General features: G+C 58.8%; 17 protein-coding genes. 10 read left to right on the top strand and 7 right to left on the bottom strand.

From position 1 onward, the window contains the following. Positions 1-5 precede the first annotated feature (5 nt). Both DW58_RS18985 and DW58_RS18990 read right to left on the bottom strand, forming a co-directional pair. Entirely contained in the window at positions 6-404 is a 399-nt protein-coding gene (locus tag DW58_RS18985) for a YdeI family stress tolerance OB fold protein (RefSeq protein ID WP_024547865.1), read from the bottom strand. 91 nt (positions 405-495) lie between these two features. Then, the gene (locus DW58_RS18990; RefSeq protein WP_024547864.1) at positions 496-1023 is read right to left on the bottom strand and encodes a GNAT family N-acetyltransferase; all 528 of its coding nucleotides are present in this window, start codon (positions 1021-1023) and stop codon (positions 496-498) included. A gap of 333 nt (positions 1024-1356) precedes the next feature. On the opposite strand from DW58_RS18990, the gene DW58_RS18995 reads away from it, so the two are divergent. Continuing rightward, the gene (locus DW58_RS18995) at positions 1357-2955 is read left to right on the top strand and encodes an STY4199 family HEPN domain-containing protein (protein ID WP_024547863.1); all 1599 of its coding nucleotides are present in this window, start codon (positions 1357-1359) and stop codon (positions 2953-2955) included. 67 nt (positions 2956-3022) lie between these two features. Here the strand turns inward: DW58_RS18995 and gorA are convergent, their stop codons facing one another. Together gorA and DW58_RS19005 are read right to left on the bottom strand one after the other, a co-directional pair. Then, on the bottom strand, positions 3023-4375 hold the full coding sequence (gorA, locus tag DW58_RS19000; protein ID WP_024547862.1) for a glutathione-disulfide reductase: 1353 nt from the start codon (positions 4373-4375) through the stop codon (positions 3023-3025). A gap of 97 nt (positions 4376-4472) precedes the next feature. After that, positions 4473-5315 carry a 23S rRNA (adenine(2030)-N(6))-methyltransferase RlmJ gene (locus DW58_RS19005; RefSeq protein WP_024547861.1) on the bottom strand — a complete coding sequence of 281 codons (843 nt, stop codon included), beginning with the start codon at positions 5313-5315 and terminating at the stop codon, positions 4473-4475. A 255-nt stretch (positions 5316-5570) separates the two neighbouring features. Between DW58_RS19005 and prlC the strand changes: the two genes are divergently transcribed. Then, complete coding sequence (gene prlC, locus DW58_RS19010; protein WP_024562454.1) at positions 5571-7613, top strand: oligopeptidase A; 2043 nt, start codon at positions 5571-5573, stop codon at positions 7611-7613. A gap of 7 nt (positions 7614-7620) precedes the next feature. Further along, positions 7621-8373 (top strand): 16S rRNA (guanine(1516)-N(2))-methyltransferase RsmJ, encoded by a 753-nt coding sequence (gene rsmJ, locus DW58_RS19015; RefSeq protein ID WP_024549518.1) that lies wholly within the window; start codon positions 7621-7623, stop codon positions 8371-8373. A 74-nt stretch (positions 8374-8447) separates the two neighbouring features. Here rsmJ and uspA read toward each other — a convergent pair whose 3' ends face one another. Next, complete coding sequence (gene uspA / locus DW58_RS19020) at positions 8448-8888, bottom strand: universal stress protein UspA (RefSeq protein WP_024549519.1); 441 nt, start codon at positions 8886-8888, stop codon at positions 8448-8450. Between the two features lie 381 nt (positions 8889-9269). Here uspA and uspB point away from each other — a divergent pair, with 381 nt between their 5' ends. Beyond that, positions 9270-9605, top strand: a complete 336-nt coding sequence (gene uspB, locus DW58_RS19025) for a universal stress protein UspB (RefSeq protein ID WP_024549520.1) — start codon at positions 9270-9272, stop codon at positions 9603-9605. Positions 9606-9655: 50 nt separating this feature from the next. On the opposite strand, the gene pitA is transcribed toward uspB, so the two are convergent. After that, positions 9656-11158: an inorganic phosphate transporter PitA gene (gene pitA / locus DW58_RS19030; protein WP_024549521.1), complete on the bottom strand. Its 1503-nt coding sequence runs from the start codon at positions 11156-11158 to the stop codon at positions 9656-9658. A gap of 230 nt (positions 11159-11388) precedes the next feature. On the opposite strand from pitA, the gene DW58_RS19035 reads away from it, so the two are divergent. The 4 genes from DW58_RS19035 to DW58_RS19050 all read left to right on the top strand — a co-directional run bounded on the left by DW58_RS19035 (position 11389) and on the right by DW58_RS19050 (position 16693). Then, positions 11389-12588 carry a BaiN/RdsA family NAD(P)/FAD-dependent oxidoreductase gene (locus DW58_RS19035; protein ID WP_024549522.1) on the top strand — a complete coding sequence of 400 codons (1200 nt, stop codon included), beginning with the start codon at positions 11389-11391 and terminating at the stop codon, positions 12586-12588. A 279-nt stretch (positions 12589-12867) separates the two neighbouring features. Continuing rightward, positions 12868-14772, top strand: coding sequence for a methyl-accepting chemotaxis protein (locus DW58_RS19040; RefSeq protein WP_024549523.1), 1905 nt, complete (start codon positions 12868-12870; stop codon positions 14770-14772). A gap of 198 nt (positions 14773-14970) precedes the next feature. Further along, positions 14971-15957 (top strand): acrylyl-CoA reductase (NADPH), encoded by a 987-nt coding sequence (gene acuI, locus DW58_RS19045; protein ID WP_024549524.1) that lies wholly within the window; start codon positions 14971-14973, stop codon positions 15955-15957. A 202-nt stretch (positions 15958-16159) separates the two neighbouring features. Further along, the gene (locus DW58_RS19050; protein WP_024549525.1) at positions 16160-16693 is read left to right on the top strand and encodes an NlpC/P60 family protein; all 534 of its coding nucleotides are present in this window, start codon (positions 16160-16162) and stop codon (positions 16691-16693) included. 43 nt (positions 16694-16736) lie between these two features. Here the strand turns inward: DW58_RS19050 and DW58_RS19055 are convergent, their stop codons facing one another. Then, a complete protein-coding gene (locus DW58_RS19055) occupies positions 16737-17732 on the bottom strand; it encodes an alpha/beta fold hydrolase (RefSeq protein ID WP_024549526.1) in 996 nt (331 codons plus the stop codon). Between the two features lie 431 nt (positions 17733-18163). Here DW58_RS19055 and DW58_RS19060 point away from each other — a divergent pair, with 431 nt between their 5' ends. Together DW58_RS19060 and DW58_RS19065 are read left to right on the top strand one after the other, a co-directional pair. After that, a complete protein-coding gene (locus tag DW58_RS19060; RefSeq protein ID WP_024549527.1) occupies positions 18164-18787 on the top strand; it encodes a carbonic anhydrase in 624 nt (207 codons plus the stop codon). Then, positions 18784-20259: a SulP family inorganic anion transporter gene (locus tag DW58_RS19065; protein ID WP_029593344.1), complete on the top strand. Its 1476-nt coding sequence runs from the start codon at positions 18784-18786 to the stop codon at positions 20257-20259. Before DW58_RS19060 ends, DW58_RS19065 begins: the two co-directional genes overlap by 4 nt. Positions 20260-20280: the final 21 nt, after the last annotated feature.

A 20280-nucleotide genomic window follows, 5' to 3' on the forward strand; every position in this document is an offset into this window, starting at 1 on the left:
TTTTGTTACTGCTTCTGGAAGTGGGTCACGCGAACCTGTGGGTTCTTGTGCTTCTTATCAAGGGAACCACTGAAGCGAACCAGATCGTCCGGGCTGAACTGTTTGCCCTGGAACACGGCTTCCGGAATCATGACGTCAATTTCGCCGGTGCGATCCTGGAAACGGTAGGTGTCGTTGCCGAGTTTTTTGATGATATTACCGTGCAGGGTGACCGTCGCGCCGTCATGCATGGTTTTCGCATGTTCGACGTTCATCACGCGGGCGTCTTCAATACCGCGGTAGCCGTCATCAAGTTTGTGGGGCGGCGGCGGCGCTTTGTCTTCCTGCAGGCCGGGTTTATCGTCCGCCAGCGCCGGAGAAGACACGCACAGCGCCAGCAGCGAAGCAATAATCGCTTTTTTCATAAACACTCCTTATGCATTGGCGTAGCCTTAAGCCTGGCACAAGGTGCGGTGCTGTCACCCATTTTGAGAACAGTCCGGTTCGTTATTGCGCTCAGCGGTATTCGTGCTTCAGCAATCCGAACAGCCAGTCATCCTGCCAGCGTCCGTCAAGAAACCAGCTCTCGCGTAGCGTGCCCTCCAGCTGAAACCCGCACTTTTCCAGTAGTTTACGTGACGTCAGGTTGCCAGCGGTGACGGTGGCGGTCAGTTTTCGCACGCCACCGCTCCCAAAGGCAAATTCACACAGCGCGCGCAGCGATTCATGGGCGTAGCCGATGCCCTGCCAGGCCGGATCGAGCAGAAACCCCACTTCGGCCAGGTCGGCATCATGGTGCAGATAGCCGGTCAGCCCTACCGGCGAGCCGCTCTCTTTATCGCGCATCAGCAGGCACAGCCAGTGGCTGGCACCGGGCTGCCAGGTCGGCAGGCGCGCATCAAACGCGGCGCGGATCGCGTCCAGCGGGCGCGGGTCGGCGACAAACGCCATCACCTGCCGATCCTGATAAAGCTGCAAAAAGAACGGCCAGTCGTCCGGGGTGAGTGGCTGGTAGGTCAGACGGCGAGAATCGATAGGTTGCATAGCGGAATTCCTGTTGGCGCAGCGGCCAGATTTACCCTGAAAATGAACGCCGCGCCAGCGTTATTCCCCGCGCTTTGATTAGCACTACTGGGGGATTGCCAGAAACGTGCGTCCAAAGCGAAATTGCCTGGTGTAAGGCGTGTAAACCTCCCCGACGGCATGCAAAATCACTGATTTTTTAGCTCTTTTGAACATGTCACTGTTCTTTATATTTGTTTACGCTATGTTTTACGCGCCATCATTTTCGGCAAAAATACAAACATAGCGACAGCGCCAGCGTAATACCAGGCGCAGGCCAGGCGGGGCCTGAGTTTTTTTATCGACGGGATAATCATGACGCGTTCTGCACAGCCGATGGTGCGTGTAAATTTCGAGGTGTGCCTGGGGATTATTCGCCAGGCTGCGGTCGAAATTTTGATGCTGCTAAATATTCATGCGGCGGAAGGGAAGGATCCGCGGTGGTTTCTGGAGCAGCTCGAAGTCGCGCGTCTGAATCTCGGTAACTGGGCCGCCGTGGCGCGGCGTCTTAATCTCAACGACGCAGAGATGTCACAGTTCACCATCCAGCTTCGCCATCTGCAACAGCAGGTGCCGGGCTATGAGAGCGGTCAGGACGTCAGCACCAACCAGATGATCGCCGCCCTGCGTTTTGTCTCCGCCCTCGAACAGCTCAAAGAGAAGCAGCCGCTTCTGCACTACAGCACCGCCCTTGATACGTCTACCCCCGCGCCGGAGCGTGAAGCCCGACAGCAGATCCGCGCCCTTGAGCTGATGATCCGCGGCCTTATTCACCGCGCCTGGCCGGACCGGTCGCAGCTGCTGCACCATCTCAATACCCTGTTTGGTGCCGATAAGGTGCGACGCTGGGTGAAAATGTCGGAAAACGACGACGTATTAAGCGGGATGCTGTTTAGCGAACTGGCGCTGCTGCTGGTGGATAAAAAAGAGTACGCCCGTCACTACGCCAGCATTTTCCAGAGCGCAGCGTCGCTGAGCTTTCTTATCGAGCCGCGGAAAACCCTGCAGGCTTTTCTCGAAGATGTGCGCCAGTACCGCAACACGCTGCTGAGCGGCCAGCCGCTCACCCCAACCCAGAGTACGCTGCTCGACAGCTACTTCGAGGATATCTCCGGTCCGGTACAGCGCGCCTACAATGAAGGCCGCACCAGCGTGAACCCCGGTGCGCTGCTGGCGGCGAATGAGAGCGAGCTGGCCGAATTTTATGACTACGCCCGTCAAAAGAACGATCTGGTGGGCGGGGATATCTTTGACGTGCGCAGTGGGATCGACCGCCCGGAAAAAATGAACGCCCGCAGTAAGGAAGAGCGCCAACAGCTCATCTATGGCGCGCTCTGGGGCGTAGTTGGCATCGTGGTGATCACCATCGCCATTGGCGCGCTGATGATTGTCAGCGATGTCGCCACGCCGCCTGCGCCCGCCGCCCAGAAAAATATTCTCAGCGAAGAGGTGGACGAGCAGCGCTACACCAGTACCCGCAGCGCGCGCGATGTGCTGGCCAGCATGGGCATCCGCTGGGATGAGAACAGCCTGCGCTCGGCCATTGAGCGCAATGACTCCAAAGTGGCGCGGCTGTTTTTACAGGGCGGCATGGAGTGGAAAGTCTCCTGGACGGAGCAGCTGCTGGCCGACGAGAGCAACGAAACGCTGAATCTGCTGCTTAACTATCGCCCGCAGATGAACGAGCTAAAACCCTGCCGACGCATGATCGCCACCATCGGGCACGCTATGGCCCAGGGTGAATCGCTCAACGCGTTGCGAAAACAGTATCTGCGTGCGTTCTGCACCACGCCAGCGGTCGTGAAGCGGCAAAAATATGAGATGGAGCTGGCGCAGCAGCGCGAGGTGGGCGGCGGCGATATCGAGAAGAAGTGGGCCGGCATTCAAAAAGCGATCTACCGGGTGATTGAGTAGCGGGGTGGTGTTGAAGCCCGCAGGATACGTAAGATAATAAAAAGCCCCTCGCTGAGGGGCTTTTTTATTAACGCATGGTGACAAACTCTTCGGCGGCGGTGGGGTGGATCGCCACGGTGTTGTCGAAGTCTTTTTTGGTGGCACCCATCTTCAGCGCCACCGCAAAGCCCTGCAGTATCTCATCCATACCGGCACCGATACCGTGAATGCCGACAATCTTCTCATCCTTGCCAACGCACACCAGCTTCATGCGGCACGGCTGACGATGAGACGTGACGGCGGTGTACATGGCGGTGAAGGACGAGCGATAGATTTTTACCTCGTCATCGCCGTACTGTTCACGCGCCTGCGGCTCGGTGAGGCCCACGGTGCCAATCGGCGGGTGGCTGAACACCACGGTCGGGACGTTGCTGTAGTCCAGATGCTCGTCCGGCTTGTTGTTGAACAGGCGCTCAGAGAGACGGCGTCCGGCGGCTACCGCGACCGGCGTCAGCTCAACCGCGCCGGTGTTATCGCCCACCGCATAAATCCCCGGCACGCTGGTGTTCTGGTATTTATCAACGACGATGTAGCCTTTTTCGTTGGTTTTCACCCCGGTGACGTCCAGGTTGAAGGTGTCGTTCGCCGGCTCGCGGCCAATCGCCCACACCAGGCAATCCACGGTAAAGCTGCGATCGTCTTCCAGCGTCAGAGTCAGGCTGCCATCGCTGTTTTTCACTACCGATTTCGGTATGGCTTCGGTTTGCAGCGTCGGGCCTTCCGCCAGCATCACTTCTTTCAGGGTTTCAGACAGCATCGGATCGAAGCTGCGCAGCGGGGAGTGCTTGCGCACAAACAGGTGCGTTTCGGCACCCAGCGCGTTGACCACGCCCGCCAGTTCTACGGCGATATAACCCGCTCCCACCACTGCAACCCGTTTGGGCAAAGCAGGCAGTTCGAAGAAGCCGTCGGAGTCGATGCCGTATTCCGCGCCCGGAATGGCCGGACGGGTCGGACGTCCACCGGTGGCGATAAGGATATGATCGGCGGTGATGGTTTCGCCGTTCACTTCCACGGTATGGGCATCAACGAAGCGCGCAAAGCCGCGGATCACGTCAACGCGGTTTTTACTCAGACCCGTTTCATACGAGGTGTGAATGCGATCGATGTAAGCGCTGCGGCTGGCGACCAGTTTGCCCCAGTCGAAGTTATTTACTGTGGTATCGAAGCCGTAGTCGGGGCCATAAAGATGAATCGCCTCGGCGATCTGCGCCGCGTGCCACATCACTTTTTTCGGTACGCACCCGACGTTCACGCAGGTGCCGCCCAGCTCTTTAGCTTCGATGAGCGCGCATTTTCGTCCATACATCGCCGCGCGGTTGATGGAGGCGATACCGCCGCTGCCGCCGCCGATGGAGATGTAATCGTAATGTCTGGTCATGGCCGTTACCTTGAATAGCATCGTAAAAGTAAGCGTAGTGTAAGCGCAGCGTGCACGGGTGTCGTGACGCTGGCGTCTATGGTTTCAATCAGCAACCTTATTCCGGTACCACCCAGCTTAGCGTGGTGTGCCCGGTGCCCGACGGCACCAGGGTTTTGTGCAGCCAGGGCAGCGCGGTCGCCATCTGCTGCTCCAGCTTCCACGGCGGGTTGATAACGATCATGCCGGAGGCGGTCATGCCACGCTGGTCGCTGTCCGGACGCACCGCCAGTTCAATTTGCAGGATGCGGCGAATGCCGGTGGCTTCCAGCTCCTTAAGCATGCGCTTAATCTGGGCGCGCAGCACTACCGGGTACCACAGCGCGTAGGTGCCAGTGGCAAAACGACGATGCCCTTCGCTGATGCCCTGCACCACCGCCTGGTAATCGCTTTTGATTTCATACGGCGGGTCAATGAGGATCAGGCCACGGCGCGACGGCGGCGGCAGCTTCGATTTTAACTGCTGGTAGCCGTCAGCGCGCTCAACGCGGGCGCGGCTGTCCTTCTGGAATTCGCCGCGCAGCAGCGGGAAGTCGCTCGGGTGCAGCTCGGTCAGCTGCAGGCTGTCCTGCTCACGCAGCAGCTGGCGGGCAATCAGCGGTGAGCCAGGGTAGTAGCGCAGCTGGCCGGTACGGTTGAAGTGCGCCACCGCGCTCATGTAAGGCTCGAACTCCGCCGGGAGATCGTCGCGCTGCCACAGACGGGCAATACCTTCGAGATACTCCCCGGTGCGTTCGGCGCGCTCGCTGCTGAGCTGATAGCGGCCCGCGCCGGCGTGCGTGTCCAGATAGAGGAAGGGCTTATCTTTCTCTTTCAGCGATTCGATAATAAGGCTCTGGACGGTATGTTTGAGCACATCGGCGTGGTTGCCAGCGTGAAAGCTGTGGCGGTAACTGAGCATGACTGAGTGACTTCCGGAAGATAAACAAGTTAACGAACAGTTTACCGCAGATCGCAACGGATTACCGCTGCACGGATGATGCAGGACACTGAAAGCCGCTTTTTGGACGCGAGCAGCGCAGCGCTGTCGGGCAGTAATCCGCGTCGCCGGGCACTCCGCGCCATTGAAATTCACTACACTTAACCCCATGCTAAGACGCACAGGCAAAGCGCTGGAACGCGCGCTACATTCACCCTATTCGACAGGACTGCGCTTATGACCAATCCATTACTCACGCCGTTTACACTGCCGCCGTTTTCCGCTATCAAACCCGAGCACGTGGTGCCTGCCGTTACAAAGGCGCTGGAAGACTGCCGCGCGCAGGTTGGGGCTGTGGTTGCCAGCGGCGCGCCGTACTCGTGGGAGACGCTCTGCCAGCCGCTGGCGGAAGTCGACGACCGTCTTGGCCGTATTTTTTCGCCGGTAAGCCATCTCAATTCGGTACAAAACAGCCCGGAACTGCGTGAAGCCTACGAGCAGACCCTGCCGCTGCTCTCCGAGTACAGCACCTGGGTCGGCCAGAACGAGGGGCTGTATCAGGCCTACCGCGATCTGCGTAACGGCGAGAACTACGGCAAGCTGGATACCGCGCAGAAAAAAGCGGTGGATAACGCGCTGCGTGATTTCGAACTGTCGGGCATTGGCCTGCCGCCGGAAAAACAGAAGCGCTACGGTGAAATCGCCGCGCGTCTCTCCGAGCTGGGCTCTACCTACAGCAACAACGTGCTCGACGCGACCATGGGCTGGTCAAAATTGATCGCCGACGAATCAGAGCTGGCCGGCATGCCGGAAAGCGCGCTGGCCGCGGCAAAAGCGCAGGCCGAAGCGAAAGAACAGCAGGGCTATCTGCTGACGCTGGATATTCCGAGCTATCTGCCGGTGATGACCTACTGCGACAACCAGCCGCTGCGCGAAGAGATGTACCGCGCCTACAGCACTCGCGCCTCCGATCAGGGGCCGAACGCGGGCAAATGGGACAACAGCCCGGTGATGGAAGAGATCCTCGCGCTGCGTCACGAGCTGGCTCAACTGCTGGGCTTTGACAGCTACGCCCATAAATCCCTGGCCACCAAAATGGCAGAGCACCCGCAGCAGGTTCTGGATTTCTTAACCGATCTGGCGAAGCGTGCCCGTCCGCAGGGCGAGCAGGAGCTGGCTCAGCTGCGCGCCTTTGCGAAGCAGGAGTACGGCGTGGACGAGCTGCAACCCTGGGATATCGCGTACTACAGCGAAAAACAGAAACAGCACCTCTACAGCATCAGCGATGAGCAGCTGCGCCCTTACTTCCCGGAAAACAAAGCGGTAAACGGCCTGTTTGAAGTGGTGAAACGCATCTACGGCATTACCGCCAAAGAGCGTAAAGACATTGATGTCTGGCACCCTGACGTGCGCTTCTTCGAGCTTTACGACGAGAGCGGCGAGCTGCGCGGCAGCTTCTACCTCGACCTGTACGCCCGCGAGCACAAGCGCGGCGGGGCGTGGATGGATGACTGCGTCGGGCAAATGCGTCTGGCAGACGGCTCGCTGCAAAAGCCGGTGGCCTACCTGACCTGTAACTTCAACCGCCCGGTAAAAGGCAAACCGGCGCTGTTTACCCATGACGAAGTGATCACCCTGTTCCACGAGTTCGGTCACGGTCTGCATCACATGCTGACCCGCATCGACACCCCAGGGGTCGCCGGTATCAGCGGTGTGCCGTGGGATGCGGTCGAGCTGCCGAGCCAGTTTATGGAGAACTGGTGCTGGGAGCCGGAGGCGCTGGCGTTTATCTCCGGCCATTACGAAACCGGCGAGCCGCTGCCTCAGGAGCTACTCGACAAAATGCTGGCGGCGAAGAACTACCAGGCGGCAATGTTTATTCTGCGCCAGCTGGAGTTTGGCCTGTTCGATTTCCGCCTGCACGCCGAGTTTACCCCGGAGCAGGGCGCGAAAATCCTCGATACCCTGGCAGAGATTAAAAAGCAGGTTGCCGTTATGCCTGGGCCGTCGTGGGGCCGCTTCCCGCACGCCTTCAGCCATATCTTTGCCGGTGGCTATGCGGCGGGCTACTACAGCTACCTGTGGGCCGATGTGCTGGCCGCGGACGCTTACTCCCGCTTCGAGGAAGAGGGCATCTTCAACCGTGAAACCGGGCAGTCGTTCCTCGACAATATCCTGACCCGCGGTGGTTCAGAGGAGCCGATGGAGCTGTTCAAACGCTTCCGGGGCCGTGAGCCACAGCTTGATGCCATGCTGGATCACTACGGCATCAAGGGCTAATGGCACGGTGAACATCTGTCTGATTGATGAAACGGGCGCCGGAGACGGCGCCTTATCTGTTCTTGCGGCCCGCTGGCAGCTGGTACACGACCCGGAAAACCCCATGGCGCTGGCGCTGACGCCCACCCATCTCGAACTGCGCAAGCGGGACGAGCCGAAGCTCGGCGGCATCTATGTGGATTTCGTTGAGGGCGCGATGGCGCACCGGCGTAAGTTTGGCGGCGGTCGCGGCGAAGCGGTGGCGAAAGCCGTCGGCGTGAAGGGCAGCTACCTGCCTGACGTGGTAGATGCCACGGCCGGGCTGGGACGGGATGCGTTTGTGCTGGCGTCTGTGGGTTGTCGGGTACGGATGCTGGAGCGCAACCCGGTGGTCGCCGCGCTGCTCGATGACGGCCTGCGGCGGGGATATGAGGATGCGGAGATCGGCCCCTGGCTGCGCGAGCGCCTGACGCTGATCCACGCCTCCAGCCTGACGGCGCTCACCGACATCACGCCGCGCCCGCAGGTGGTCTATCTCGATCCGATGTTTCCCCACAAGCAGAAAAGCGCGCTGGTGAAGAAAGAGATGCGGGTGTTTCAGTCGCTGGTGGGGCCGGATGAGGATGCGGACGGGCTGCTCGAGCCCGCGCGTCAGCTGGCGACAAAGCGGGTGGTGGTGAAACGCCCCGATTACGCGCCGCCGCTGGCTGACGTCGCCACGCTGAACGCGGTGGTCACCAAAGGGCACCGGTTCGATATCTACGCCGGAACCCCTCTGTAGCGGGGCGCAACACCCGATTCAGGCATAAAAAAAACCGCGGCGCAGGCCGCGGTTTTTTATTGTGCGTTAAACGATTACTCGTCGTCTTCTTCATCACGCAGCGGCACGATGAGCATATCAATGTGCACGGTGTTGATAAGCTGACGAGCGGAGGACATCAGTTTGCTCCAGAAGTCCTGATGGTGGCCGCACACCACCAGATCCACATCGTATTTTTTAATCGCATCGACCAGCACCTGACCAAGGTCGCCGCTACCGCTCAGGGTTTCGGTGATCGGATAACCGGCGTTGGTAGACAGCTCGGTCAGCGCATGGTGCGTCTCTTCGGAGATACGCTTCTGCATATCGCCCAGATTGACGTCGATGAGCCCGGTGTAAAGATCGGAGTAGTTCACATCAACATGAATCAGGGAGATTTTCGCGTTGTAAGGGCGTGCCATTGAGACCGCTTTTTCAACCAGCACTTTGCTTTCCGGTGACAGGTCTACGGCGATAAGAATGTGTTTGTAAGCCATTGTGTTACTCCTTCCATAAGTGTCGATGACCAGATGGGACGAATGACGCTGTCAGCCATTCTTCCATGCCCGCGTCCTGCGTAGTACATCGCGCGAACGGTGTATCGTAAGGACTTAAATTGTAGAAGATATTTCTACAGTATAGCTCCCCTGCTGCTGCGTCAATTCCGGCCCTCTGGTCCACGTTAGCCGCAAACGCTGGCGCAGGTCTTGATAAAGGTTAACGTTGTGGAAAAAAAATGAGGGGATCTCCTACACTACATAGTAAGCCGCGCGGGTAAAGAAATGTGAATCCGCTCGACTTTCCGTTTCTGACATCTGTCTGGGGATCGGAGCGCATGCCCCGGGGCGTGGCTCCGTGGATGAACGCCGGGAGGACGTATGATCAGCACCGTCGCGCTGTTCTGGGCTTTATGTATTGTTTGTGTGGTGAATATGGCGCGCTATTTCTCATCATTGCGCGCATTACTGGTCGTGCTTCGCGGGTGCGATCCCCTGCTGTACCAGTATGTGGACGGCGGCGGTTTTTTTACCTCCCACGGGCAGCCCAGTAAGCAGGTGCGCCTGGTGCGTTATATCTATGCGCAGCGCTACCTTGATCATCATGATGAAGAGTTTATTCGGCGCTGCGAGCGGGTTCGCCGGCAGTTTTTGCTGACCAGCGCCCTGTGCGGCCTGGTGGTGGTGAGCCTGATCGCGCTGCTTATCTGGCACTAAGCATAAAAAAGCGGGTCCGAAGACCCGCTTTTTTTGGCAGTACCTGCAGCTTAGATGAACTGCAGTGAAATCCAGTACAGCAGACCGGACAGCCCAATGGAGGCCGGCAGGGTAAACACCCAGGCCATCAGAATGTTGGTCACGGTTTTACGCTGTAACCCGCCGCCGTCCACAATCATGGTGCCCGCCACGGAAGACGAGAGCACGTGGGTCGTGGAAACTGGCATCCCGGTGTAGCTGGCGATACCGATGGAGACCGCGGCCGTCATCTGCGCCGACATGCCCTGTGCATAGGTCATGCCCTTCTTACCGATTTTCTCACCGATAGTCGTGGCCACGCGACGCCAGCCAATCATGGTACCAATGCCCAGCGCCAGCGCTACCGCCATGATGATCCAGATCGGGGCGTACTCGATGGTGTTGAGCAGGTCACCTTTCAGTTTCTTCAGGTAACGCTGATCTTCCGCCGAGGTGCCTTCCAGCTTCGCCACTTTGTCTGAGGTATCCGCGATGCACAGCATAATGCGGCGCAGCTGGCTGCGCTGTTCCACGCTCAGTTTGTCGTAGCTTTCGTTGGTGCCGAGCAGCGTTTTAGCGTGCTCCAGCGCAACGAAGGCGCGGCTCGGGTCGCAGTGGAACTCCTTCGTCGCGGTGGTGGTCAGCGTCTCTTCCGGACCCGGAATGACCGGATCGAGACCGGTGGCCTTTTTAAGTACCCCCGGATGCTGCTGGAAGTAGATTTCCAGGTTATTCACCGCATCGCGGGTGCGGGCGATGTCGTAGCCGGAAGCATTCATGTTTACCACGAAGCCTGCCGGCGCAACGCCGATCAGCACCAGCATAATCAGGCCGATACCTTTCTGACCGTCGTTCGCGCCGTGAGAAAAACTCACGCCGATGGCGGACAGGATCAGGGCGATACGGGTCCAGAACGGCGGCTTTTTCTTGCCGTCTTTCTTTTCACGTTCCGCAGGCGTCAGGTGAATACGCGCACGTTTTTTGGTGCCGCTCCAGTAACGACGCAGCAGGAATACCAGCCCGCCGGCGAAGACCAGACCGACAATCGGAGAGATAATCAGTGAACCAAAGATATTGATAACTTTCGGAATGTTCAGCGCATCCACCACTGAGGTTCCGGTCATCAGCGCATTGGTTAACCCAATACCGATGATGGCCCCGATCAGCGTGTGAGAGCTGGACGCCGGTAGCCCGAAATACCAGGTACCGAGATTCCAGATGATCGCGGCCAGCAACATAGAGAACACCATGGCGAGGCCATGAGCGGAACTTACATTGAGCAGCAGATCGGTAGGGAGCATATGCACGATGGCATAAGCGACGCTTAGTCCCCCGAGCAGCACGCCGAGGAAGTTAAACACCGCAGCCATCACGACCGCAAGTTGCGAGCGCATTGCACGGGTGTAAATCACAGTTGCAACTGCGTTCGCCGTATCGTGGAAGCCGTTAATCGCTTCGTAGAACAGAACAAATGCCAGAGCAAGCAACAATAACAACCCGGTATGGAGATCCAGGCCGGCAAACAAATGTAGCATAGGACGTTACGCCATTTTGAGGTCATGAACGCGGCGCATTATCCAGGACAAACGTCGCGCGGGCAAAGTGAAATATAGACTTTTTTTGACAACGGGATGACAGACGTCAAAAGATGTAAATAATTATTTCTTTTATATCAAGGCGCTATCCATCATGAAACGATTTCATGGTGGTGTGACCAGCGTAGAAACTTTACAATTCACGACCTTACTATAAAAGAGGAAAGGGTGTGGAACAGTTTGATGCCATCGTAATCGGCGCCGGTGCAGCCGGTATGTTTTGTGCCGCCAGGGCCGGTCAGGCAGGGCGTCGCGTGCTGCTGGTCGATAATGGCAAAAAGCCTGGTCGTAAGATCCTGATGTCCGGCGGCGGACGCTGCAACTTCACCAACCTCTATATTGAGCCGGCGGCCTACCTCAGCCAGAACCCGCACTTTTGTAAGTCCGCGCTGGCGCGCTACACCCAGTGGGATTTTATCGACCTGGTCAACAAATACGGCATCGCCTGGCATGAGAAAACCCTGGGCCAGCTGTTTTGCGACGACTCGGCGCAGCAGATCGTCGATATGCTGGTCGCAGAGTGCGAGAAGGGCGGCGTAACGATGCGCCTGCGCAGCGAAGTGCTGAGCGTGACGCGCGATGAGGCAGGCTACCTGCTGACGCTCAACGGCGAGGAGGTGCGGGCAACCCGCCTGGTTATCGCCAGCGGCGGCCTGTCGATGCCGGGCCTGGGCGCCTCGCCCTTTGGCTACAAAATTGCCGAACAGTTTGGCCTGAAGGTGCTTCCGACCCGCGCCGGACTGGTGCCTTTTACCCTGCACAAACCGCTGCTGGAGCAGCTCAGCGTCATTTCCGGCGTTTCGGTGCCCTCGGTCATTACCGCTGAGGACGGGACGGTGTTTCGCGAAAGCCTGCTGTTCACGCACCGCGGCCTGTCCGGCCCGGCGGTGCTGCAAATCTCCAGCTACTGGCAGCCAGGTGAGTTCGTGACCATCAACCTGGTGCCGGACACCGATCTGCATGAGGTGCTCAACGCCCAGCGCGCCGCGCACCCGAACCAGAGCCTGAAGAATACCCTGGCGCTGCACCTGCCGAAGCGGCTGGTGGAGTGCCTGATGCTGCTGCATCCCGAGCAGTTCCCGGACGTGTCGCTCCGCCAGCTTAACAGCCGGCAGCAAAACGGGCTGGTGGACACGCTGCAACAGTGGCGCGTGCAGCCGAACGGCACCGAAGGCTATCGCACCGCGGAAGTGACGCTCGGCGGGGTGGACACCCATGCGTTGTCCTCCCGAACGCTGGAAGCGCGCGACGTGCCGGGCCTCTATTTTATTGGCGAAGTGGTGGACGTCACCGGCTGGCTGGGGGGATACAACTTCCAGTGGGCCTGGGCCTCTGCGGCCGCCTGTGCCCAGGCGCTGGCTGAGGCGTAAACCGCAGGCCGCTTATCCTGATAAAAATGAGCGGCCTGAATCACTTACCTTCTTCTTGTTTTTTCTCCCGCATCTTATTCCGCTCTCGCCTGTTATTTCCGCGCGATTTTTCATCGTGATTGTTTACTCCACAATAAGCAATAGCCATTAATTAATTGTGGTTATTGGATTTGTAAATTAAATAGAAATACGCGGTTTCGCTTACCAATAGGCATAAAGAAATAAGGGGCATTAGCCGATATATCCTTAATTATACCAGGCCAATAAGGAAACACCGGTATGTTGTGGATCTATCGTATTTCAATGAAAATGAAGTTATTTCTTGCCCTGCTACCGTTGTTGCTGGCCCTGTGCTGGTTCGCCGGTTCGGGAATAGTCAGCCGTATTCACACCGAGCAGCAGATGACCACCATCAGCCAGCTCACCGCCCTGGCGCGCAGCGCCGGTAACGTGGTGCATGAGCTGCAACGCGAGCGCGGCATGAGCGCCGGTTATTTAGGCGCTAAAGGCGAAAAATTCCGCGATGAATTAGCCGCCCAGCAAAAAATAACCGATGCGGCGTTAACCACCTTTAATCACTCACTTGCCGAAACCGACAGCGCCCTATTAACCGGCGATATTGCCGCCACGGTAAAGGTATTTAATCAGCATATTCAGTCATTAAGCGCCACGCGCAACGCGGTGGTCGGGCTTACTATTCCTACGCCGCAAGCGATCCAGTTTTATACGCAAACCATTGCTGGCGTGCTTAATTTTGTAGGCGGAATGGGGCATTTAACGCCGTCCGGTCCGATGGTTAACGAACTGGCCGCCTATTACAGCCTGCTGAACCTGAAAGAGCAGGCCGGTGTGGAGCGCGCGCTGCTGTCGAATATTTTCTCTGCGGATCGCTTTGGGGACGGCCAGTTCCGGCAGTTCAGCGATGTGGTGGGTAAGCAGGAAGCCTGGCTTATCGCTGCCCGCCGCTTCAGCACCCCTGCCCAGAGCGCCGGGCTTGACCGAGCGCTGGAGTCCGCCGACGCCACGGGCGCCCTGGCGCTGCGACTGGTCGCCTTCAATAACGCTGCCCAGGGCGGATTTGGTATCGATCCCGGTGCCTGGTTCACCGCCCAGACGCAGCGCATTGAAACGCTGCGCACCGTAGAAAATCGCGCCGCCGATGCCCTTGAACTCCATGCTGCCACCCTTGCTCAGCACGCGCGCAGCGACTGGCAGTCTTACCTTGCCATCAGCCTGCTCTCGCTGCTGATTGCCCTGGGCTTCGCCGTGGTGGTGGCGCGCAGTATTCACGTGCAGCTTACCGGCACGCTGAAAGCGATTCATGAGATGGATGGCGATCTGACGCGCCGTCTCGATGTGCCGGGCAGCGATGAGCTGTCTGCACTGAACCGCGCGTATAACCAGTCGATCGAGAGCATTCAGCACATTGTGCAGGAGATTAAATCCGGGGCGGTGGTGCTGCGTAACGCCAGCAGCGATATTGCCGCCGGCAACCAGGATCTCGCGCAGCGCACCGACGAACAGGCGGCCTCGATTGTGGAAACCGCCTCCAGCATGGAGCAGATCTCCACCGCCATTAACCAGACCGCCGACAACGCCAGTGAAGCAGAGCGACTGACGCTGGCCATGGAGCGCGATGTGCTGGAGGCCAACCGCGTGTCGCAGGAGGCCAGCCAGAGCATGTCGGATATCCGCACCTCCAGCGAACAGATTGGCCGCATCGTTAAGTCGATCGACGACATCTCCTTCCAGACTAACCTGCTGGCGCTTAACGCCGCGGTGGAAGCGGCCCGCGCCGGCGAGCTGGGTAAAGGCTTTGCGGTAGTGGCGAGCGAAGTGCGCAACCTGTCGCAGCGCTGTGCCAGAGAGGCAAGCCAGATCCGTGAACTGGTCGATCGGAACATGGATAAGATCAGTGAAGGAGTGGCGCGGGTGACCGCGTCGAACACCGCGCTGAAAGCGGCGGCGGACAATACCGGGATGATGAAGCAGTTCGTCAGCGATATCGCCCAGGCCGCCAGCGAGCAGTCGCTCGGCGTATCGCAGGTGCATCTGGCGCTCAACCAGCTTGAGCAGGTGACGCAGCAGAACGCCGCCCTGGTCTCCCAGGCCGCGACCGCCAGCCAGATGCTGGACGGCCAGTCGGAAGCAATGGCTACCCTGGTGGATCGTTTCGTTGCCTGAACCTTGCCCCGTCTGCGGACGGGGCACGCTTTGCTTAACACCGCGAAACTTGCTCCTCACGCCCTGTCCGATACACTGAAACCATGCTTTTGGTTATCGCGCAGGGCGGCAAATCCTCTCAGGATCAAAACCTTAATCCCCAGAACGCGCCATAATCCTCCCTTTCCGGAAGTTACGCAGTTTAATGCAGGAGTCCGTATGTTTACGTGTGTATTGATTGATAAGAACGGTGACAGCTACACCTCAACCCTCACCGAGGTTAATGAGGATGCGCTGCCAGCCGGGGACGTCACGGTGGATATTGACTACTCCTCCATCAACTATAAAGACGCGCTGGCGATCACCGGACGCGGGCCGATTGTCCGCGCCTTCCCGATGGTGCCCGGCATCGACTTCGCCGGCACCGTGGCCGACAGTACACACCCGGACTACGCGGTGGGCCAGCCGGTGCTGCTTACCGGCTGGGGCGTAGGGGAAAAACACTGGGGCGGTCTGGCAGGCAAAGCGCGCGTTAAAGGCGAGTGGCTGGTGCCGCTGCCGGAGAACGCGACCGCCCATCAGGTAATGGCGATTGGCACCGCCGGATTCACCGCCATGCTGTGCGTCAACGCCATTCGCCAGCACGGCGTGAAGCCTGAAGATGGCCCGGTGCTGGTGACCGGCGCCAACGGCGGGGTCGGGAGCTGTGCCCTGCTGCTGCTTAACGCGCTGGGCTACCAGGTGACGGCCGCCACCGGGCGGGTCGCGGAAACCGACGCACAGCTGCGCGCCCTGGGTGCCAGCGAGGTGATTTCCCGCGACGAACTGAGCCAGCCGGGCAAGCCGCTGCAAAAAGAGCGCTGGGCCGCCGCGGTGGACACGGTGGGAAGCCATACGCTGGCTAACGTCTGCGCCAGCATCAAGTATGATGGCGTGGTCGCCGCATGCGGGATGGCGCAGGGACTGGATCTGCCGGCCAGCGTGGCACCCTTTATTCTGCGCGGCGTAACGCTGCGCGGGATCGACAGCGTGATGGTAAGCCAGCAAAAACGCATTGAGACCTGGCAGCAGGCCTGCGAGCTACTTTCTCCCGAGGCGCTGGAGAAAATCAGCCATACCGTACCGCTGTCACAGGCTATTGATGTCGCCCGTGACCTGCTCGATGGCAAGGTGAAAGGCCGCGTGGTGATTGACTGCCGCGCCTGATCGTTCTTCCGCTTTACCCCCGCCCGGCCTGAGAGATCGGCCGGGCGTTTTTATTTCCCGCGTCGTCGCGTCTTTTTTTGGACGGTTTTTGCATTGCCCGCGGGCAGTGCGGTCCTTACACTGCGCCCATTCCAACAGCGATATCGATTTCATTATTTTTTTATCAGGTAGGGAAGAATCCACTCAAACATGTTGCAAGGTTATGGTTAAGTATCTGGTCTCACTTTTCGTTTGTATTATTGCTTTTTCGTCGTCCGTATCCGCTTTTGAAATACCCAGCGAGATGAAAGCCCACGCTTTCTTACACGCTCCGGGGCACAGTTATTATATTCCGCAGGAATCTCAGTCAGACGCGAAAATGAAAGCGCGTATTCTTGAGCAATATAAGAACTGGAAGGGCACCCGCTATCATCTGGGCGGGACGTCGCGACGCGGCATCGATTGTTCCGCATTGATGCAGCGTATTTTCAGCGACTCGATTAATCTCGATCTGCCGCGTACCACCGGGGAGCAATTACACCGGGGTATTTCCGTCAGCCAGCGGCAGTTAAAGCCGGGCGATCTGGTGTTCTTTAATACCGGAAAAAGGCGGCGTCACGTCGGGGTTTATATTGGCGGGAATAAATTCATTCACGCTTCGAGCAGCCAGGGCGTGACGATTTCCATGCTGTCTAATGCGTACTGGCGCCATCATTATGTCACGGCGCGTCGGGTCGCCGAACGCCGCGTAAGTTAGTTTGTGTGTTGAGTGTTTTGGCTGGCGCAATGCCAGCCCTTTTTTATTTCGCCAGCGCTTCCAGCAGCAGGGCGTGGAATTTCTCCGGTGCCTCCATCTGCGGAGCGTGGCCCATACCGTCAAACTCAATCAGCGTGGCATTCGGAATGGCCTTCGCCGCGGCTTTACCCAGCTCCTGATAGTTACCCACTGCCTTTTTAACCGCGTCCGGCGCGGTGTCGCTGCCCGGTGCCGTGGTATCGCCGGTGCCGATAAACAGCGTGGTCGGTACCTTCAGGTGCGGAAATTCATACACCACCGGCTGGGTGGCGATCATGTCGTAGATAAGCGCCGAGTTCCAGGCCACGTTCGCTTTGCCCGGCCCGTTGTTCATACCCGCCAGCATATCCACCCACTTGTCGTACTCCGGCTTCCAGCGGCCCATGTAGTAGGTTTTCTGCTCATAGGCCTTGATGCTCTCCGCGCTGGTTTTCAGTTCGCGCTTGTACCACTCATCCACGCTGCGCCACGGCACCCCTTTGGCTTTCCAGTCTTCAAGACCAATCGGGTTCACCATCACCAGTTTTTCAGTCTGCTCGGGATACATCAGGGCATAGCGCGTCGCCAGCATTCCACCGGTGGAGTGACCCATCACGATGGCGCGATCAACGCCCAGCGTTTCCAGCAGCCGGTGCGTGTTTTCCGCAAGCTGCTGGAAGCTGTACTGGTAGCTTTTCGGTTTGGTTGAGGTGCAGAAGCCAATCTGATCCGGGGCCACCACGCGATAGCCCTTTTCACTCAGGGCGCGGATGGTGCCTTCCCACGTTGCGGCGCAGAAGTTTTTGCCGTGCAGCAGCACCACGGTTTGACCGTTGGCGTTCTGCGGTTTGATATCCATATAGCCCATGCGTAGCGTCTGCTGCTGGGAGGTAAAATTGCTATGCTGGAGCGGCCACGGGTAGGCGAACCCCTCCAGATTTTCGCCATAGCTCGCCGCCTGAGCCTGGGCGGTAAATAACAGTGTGGCAGCCAACGAACCCTGAATATATTTCCGGAGCATGTGTCATCCTCAATTAAATGAGCCAGAACTGATAATTATGGGTGTAAAAGCACGCGCGTCGAATAACCTGAGTTACTATAATGGTTTAATAATTCTGATTATTCATCTTGTTGACAAAAATTTACCGCACGCCTCTTCTATAGCAACAAATAAGTAAATCTTATCGCTGATTATCAATTAACTATCTGTTTTTATTTATAATTGAAAATCCCGCTTTGATGCAGTGACGCACGGGCGAATTTACCCGAATTTAATAAAAACCGACACTTCATTGACACTAATTAATTAATTTCCTTTATCAGATTTTCCTCAGGGATAATTTATCTCCGAAACTGCTACATCTTATTTTCCGTCGTAATGTCCGGGCCGGGATATGTCTCTGTGGCATGTCAGCCGGGGCGTGGAAATAGTTGCCTAAGGAGAGCCACACCGTGACCACACTGAAACCGTTATTGGCCAGAAATCGTAGCTGGGCGCTCCAGCGTCGCCAGCGGGACCCCGAATATTTCGAAAAATACCTTCACCAGCAGCAGCCTCATTCGCTGTGGATAGGCTGTTCCGACAGCCGGGTACCTGCCGAAGTGCTGACCGGCTCCCACCCCGGCGAGCTGTTCGTTCACCGCAACATCGCCAACATGGTCGACACCCGCGACGACAACTTTATGAGCGTGCTGCAGTACGCCCTGCACTACCTGAACGTGGAGCGGGTGGTGCTGTGCGGCCACTACGGCTGCGGCGGCGTGCAGGCGGCGATGGCGCTGCCGGACAGCCCGCTGGCGAAGGAGGAGTCGGCGCTGGCGCGGCGCATCACCCAGCTGCGCGCCAGCATCGCCTCCGGCATTCGCACCTGCGAGGAGGAGGACGATACCGCCGCGCTCAATCAGCTGGTAGAGGCCAACGTGATGTCGCAGTTTGCGCTGTTGGCGCAGAGCGACCCGGTACGGGCGGTGTGGCAGTCGGGGCGTGAGCTGGGGCTGTACGGCTGCGTCTACGATCTGGCAACCGGCCACCTTAAAATTCTGGCAGAGCAGTCGGCAGAGGGGGAAACGCCATGAAGCTTGCAACCTTACGTCAGGATATTCCCGCCGGGCTGGTGGTGTTTCTGGTGGCGCTGCCGCTGTGCCTGGGCATTGCTCAGGCCAGTGGGCTTCCGCCGTTCGTCGGACTGCTAACCGGCGTCATCGGAGGCCTGCTGGTCACGGCGCTCAGCCCGTCGCGCTTTGCGGTTAGCGGCCCGGCGGCCGGGCTGGTGACCATCGTGGTGGCGTCGGTCGAAAGCCTCGGCTCGTTCTCCGCCTTCTTGCTGGCGCTGGCGTTAGCCGGGTGCCTGCAGATCGTTCTCGGGATGGTGCGCGCCGGACGCTTTATTTCGCTGGTGCCGGGCAGCGTGATCAAAGGGATGCTGGCCGCCATCGGCATCCTGCTCATCATGCAGCAGCTGCCGGTCGCGCTGGGGGCGGCGGAAAGCAGCAGCCTGCGCGAACTGTTCAGCGGCCAGACGCCGCTTGCGCTGCCGGCCATGCTGGTTGCCGGTGGCGGGCTGATTATCCTCTGGCTGTGGACCACCCCGGCGCTCAAGCGCATCAAGGCACTGAACTGGATCCCCGGCCCGCTGATTGCCGTGGCCGCCGGTGGGGCGATGACGCTGCTGATCCCCCACGTTCAACCGCAGTGGGCAACGCAACTGCCGCGCATTACGCTGCCTGAGTTCGGCAGCTTGCGTGAGCTGGTAGCCGGGCTGGACAGGCCAGACTGGCAGGCGTGGCAGAACCCGGCGGTGTATACGGTCGCCATCACCCTGGCGCTGGTGGCGAGTCTGGAAACCCTGCTGAGCCAGGAAGCCCTGAAGAAGCTGCGTCCGCAGCATCCCGCGCCGTCACCCAACAAAGAGATGGTCGCCCAGGGGATCGGTAACCTGACGGCGGGGCTGGTGGGGGCGATGCCAATCACCGCGGTGATTGTGCGCAGTTCGGTCAACGTCAGCGTAGGGGCGCAGACAAAGCTGTCGATCTTTATCCACGGCGCGCTGCTGCTGGTGTGCGGCCTGTGGTTCAGTGCGCTGCTGACGATTATCCCGCTGGCAAGCCTGGCGGCGGTGCTGCTCTGGACCGGCTACAAGCTGGCGACGCCGCGCCTGTTCGTCGAGCAGATGCGCATGGGCCCGCAGCAGTTCGTGCCGTTTCTGGTCACCATCGTCGGGATTATTGCCTTCGGGATGCTGGCGGGTATCGCGCTGGGCTTCGCGGCGCAGATCCTCTACAGCGTCTATAAGAGCCACCGGAATGCGCTCCAGCTGACCCGGTATGACGATCACTACGTGCTGCGCTTCCAGCAGAACCTCACCTTTATGCACAACCCGCGCCTGCAACATCTCCTGGATGAGATCCCGGAAAACAGCGTAGTGATTGTTGAGCATGACAACGCCGAGTATCTCGACCCGGACGTGAAGGCGGTGCTGGCGGACTTCGGTGAAAGCGCGCCGAAGCGCGGCATCCGGCTGAATCAGTGGCCGGTTGCCGTGCAGTAGACGTCTTGCCCCGCCTCGGCG

The sequence above is a fragment of the Siccibacter turicensis LMG 23730 genome (genome assembly GCF_000463155.2).
In the GTDB taxonomy this organism is placed as follows: Bacteria; Pseudomonadota; Gammaproteobacteria; order Enterobacterales; family Enterobacteriaceae; genus Siccibacter; species Siccibacter turicensis.

Bases quoted from the DNA above. Each gene is read 5' to 3' on its own strand.
- DW58_RS18985 (WP_024547865.1), bottom strand. From the start codon at position 404: ATGAAAAAAGCGATTATTGCTTCGCTGCTGGCGCTGTGCGTGTCTTCT.
- DW58_RS18990 (WP_024547864.1), bottom strand. From the start codon at position 1,023: ATGCAACCTATCGATTCTCGCCGTCTGACCTACCAGCCACTCACCCCG.
- DW58_RS18995 (WP_024547863.1), top strand. From the start codon at position 1,357: ATGACGCGTTCTGCACAGCCGATGGTGCGTGTAAATTTCGAGGTGTGC.
- gorA (WP_024547862.1), bottom strand. From the start codon at position 4,375: ATGACCAGACATTACGATTACATCTCCATCGGCGGCGGCAGCGGCGGT.
- DW58_RS19005 (WP_024547861.1), bottom strand. From the start codon at position 5,315: ATGCTCAGTTACCGCCACAGCTTTCACGCTGGCAACCACGCCGATGTG.
- prlC (WP_024562454.1), top strand. From the start codon at position 5,571: ATGACCAATCCATTACTCACGCCGTTTACACTGCCGCCGTTTTCCGCT.
- uspA (WP_024549519.1), bottom strand. From the start codon at position 8,888: ATGGCTTACAAACACATTCTTATCGCCGTAGACCTGTCACCGGAAAGC.
- uspB (WP_024549520.1), top strand. From the start codon at position 9,270: ATGATCAGCACCGTCGCGCTGTTCTGGGCTTTATGTATTGTTTGTGTG.
- pitA (WP_024549521.1), bottom strand. From the start codon at position 11,158: ATGCTACATTTGTTTGCCGGCCTGGATCTCCATACCGGGTTGTTATTG.
- DW58_RS19040 (WP_024549523.1), top strand. From the start codon at position 12,868: ATGTTGTGGATCTATCGTATTTCAATGAAAATGAAGTTATTTCTTGCC.
- acuI (WP_024549524.1), top strand. From the start codon at position 14,971: ATGTTTACGTGTGTATTGATTGATAAGAACGGTGACAGCTACACCTCA.
- DW58_RS19050 (WP_024549525.1), top strand. From the start codon at position 16,160: ATGGTTAAGTATCTGGTCTCACTTTTCGTTTGTATTATTGCTTTTTCG.
- DW58_RS19055 (WP_024549526.1), bottom strand. From the start codon at position 17,732: ATGCTCCGGAAATATATTCAGGGTTCGTTGGCTGCCACACTGTTATTT.
- DW58_RS19065 (WP_029593344.1), top strand. From the start codon at position 18,784: ATGAAGCTTGCAACCTTACGTCAGGATATTCCCGCCGGGCTGGTGGTG.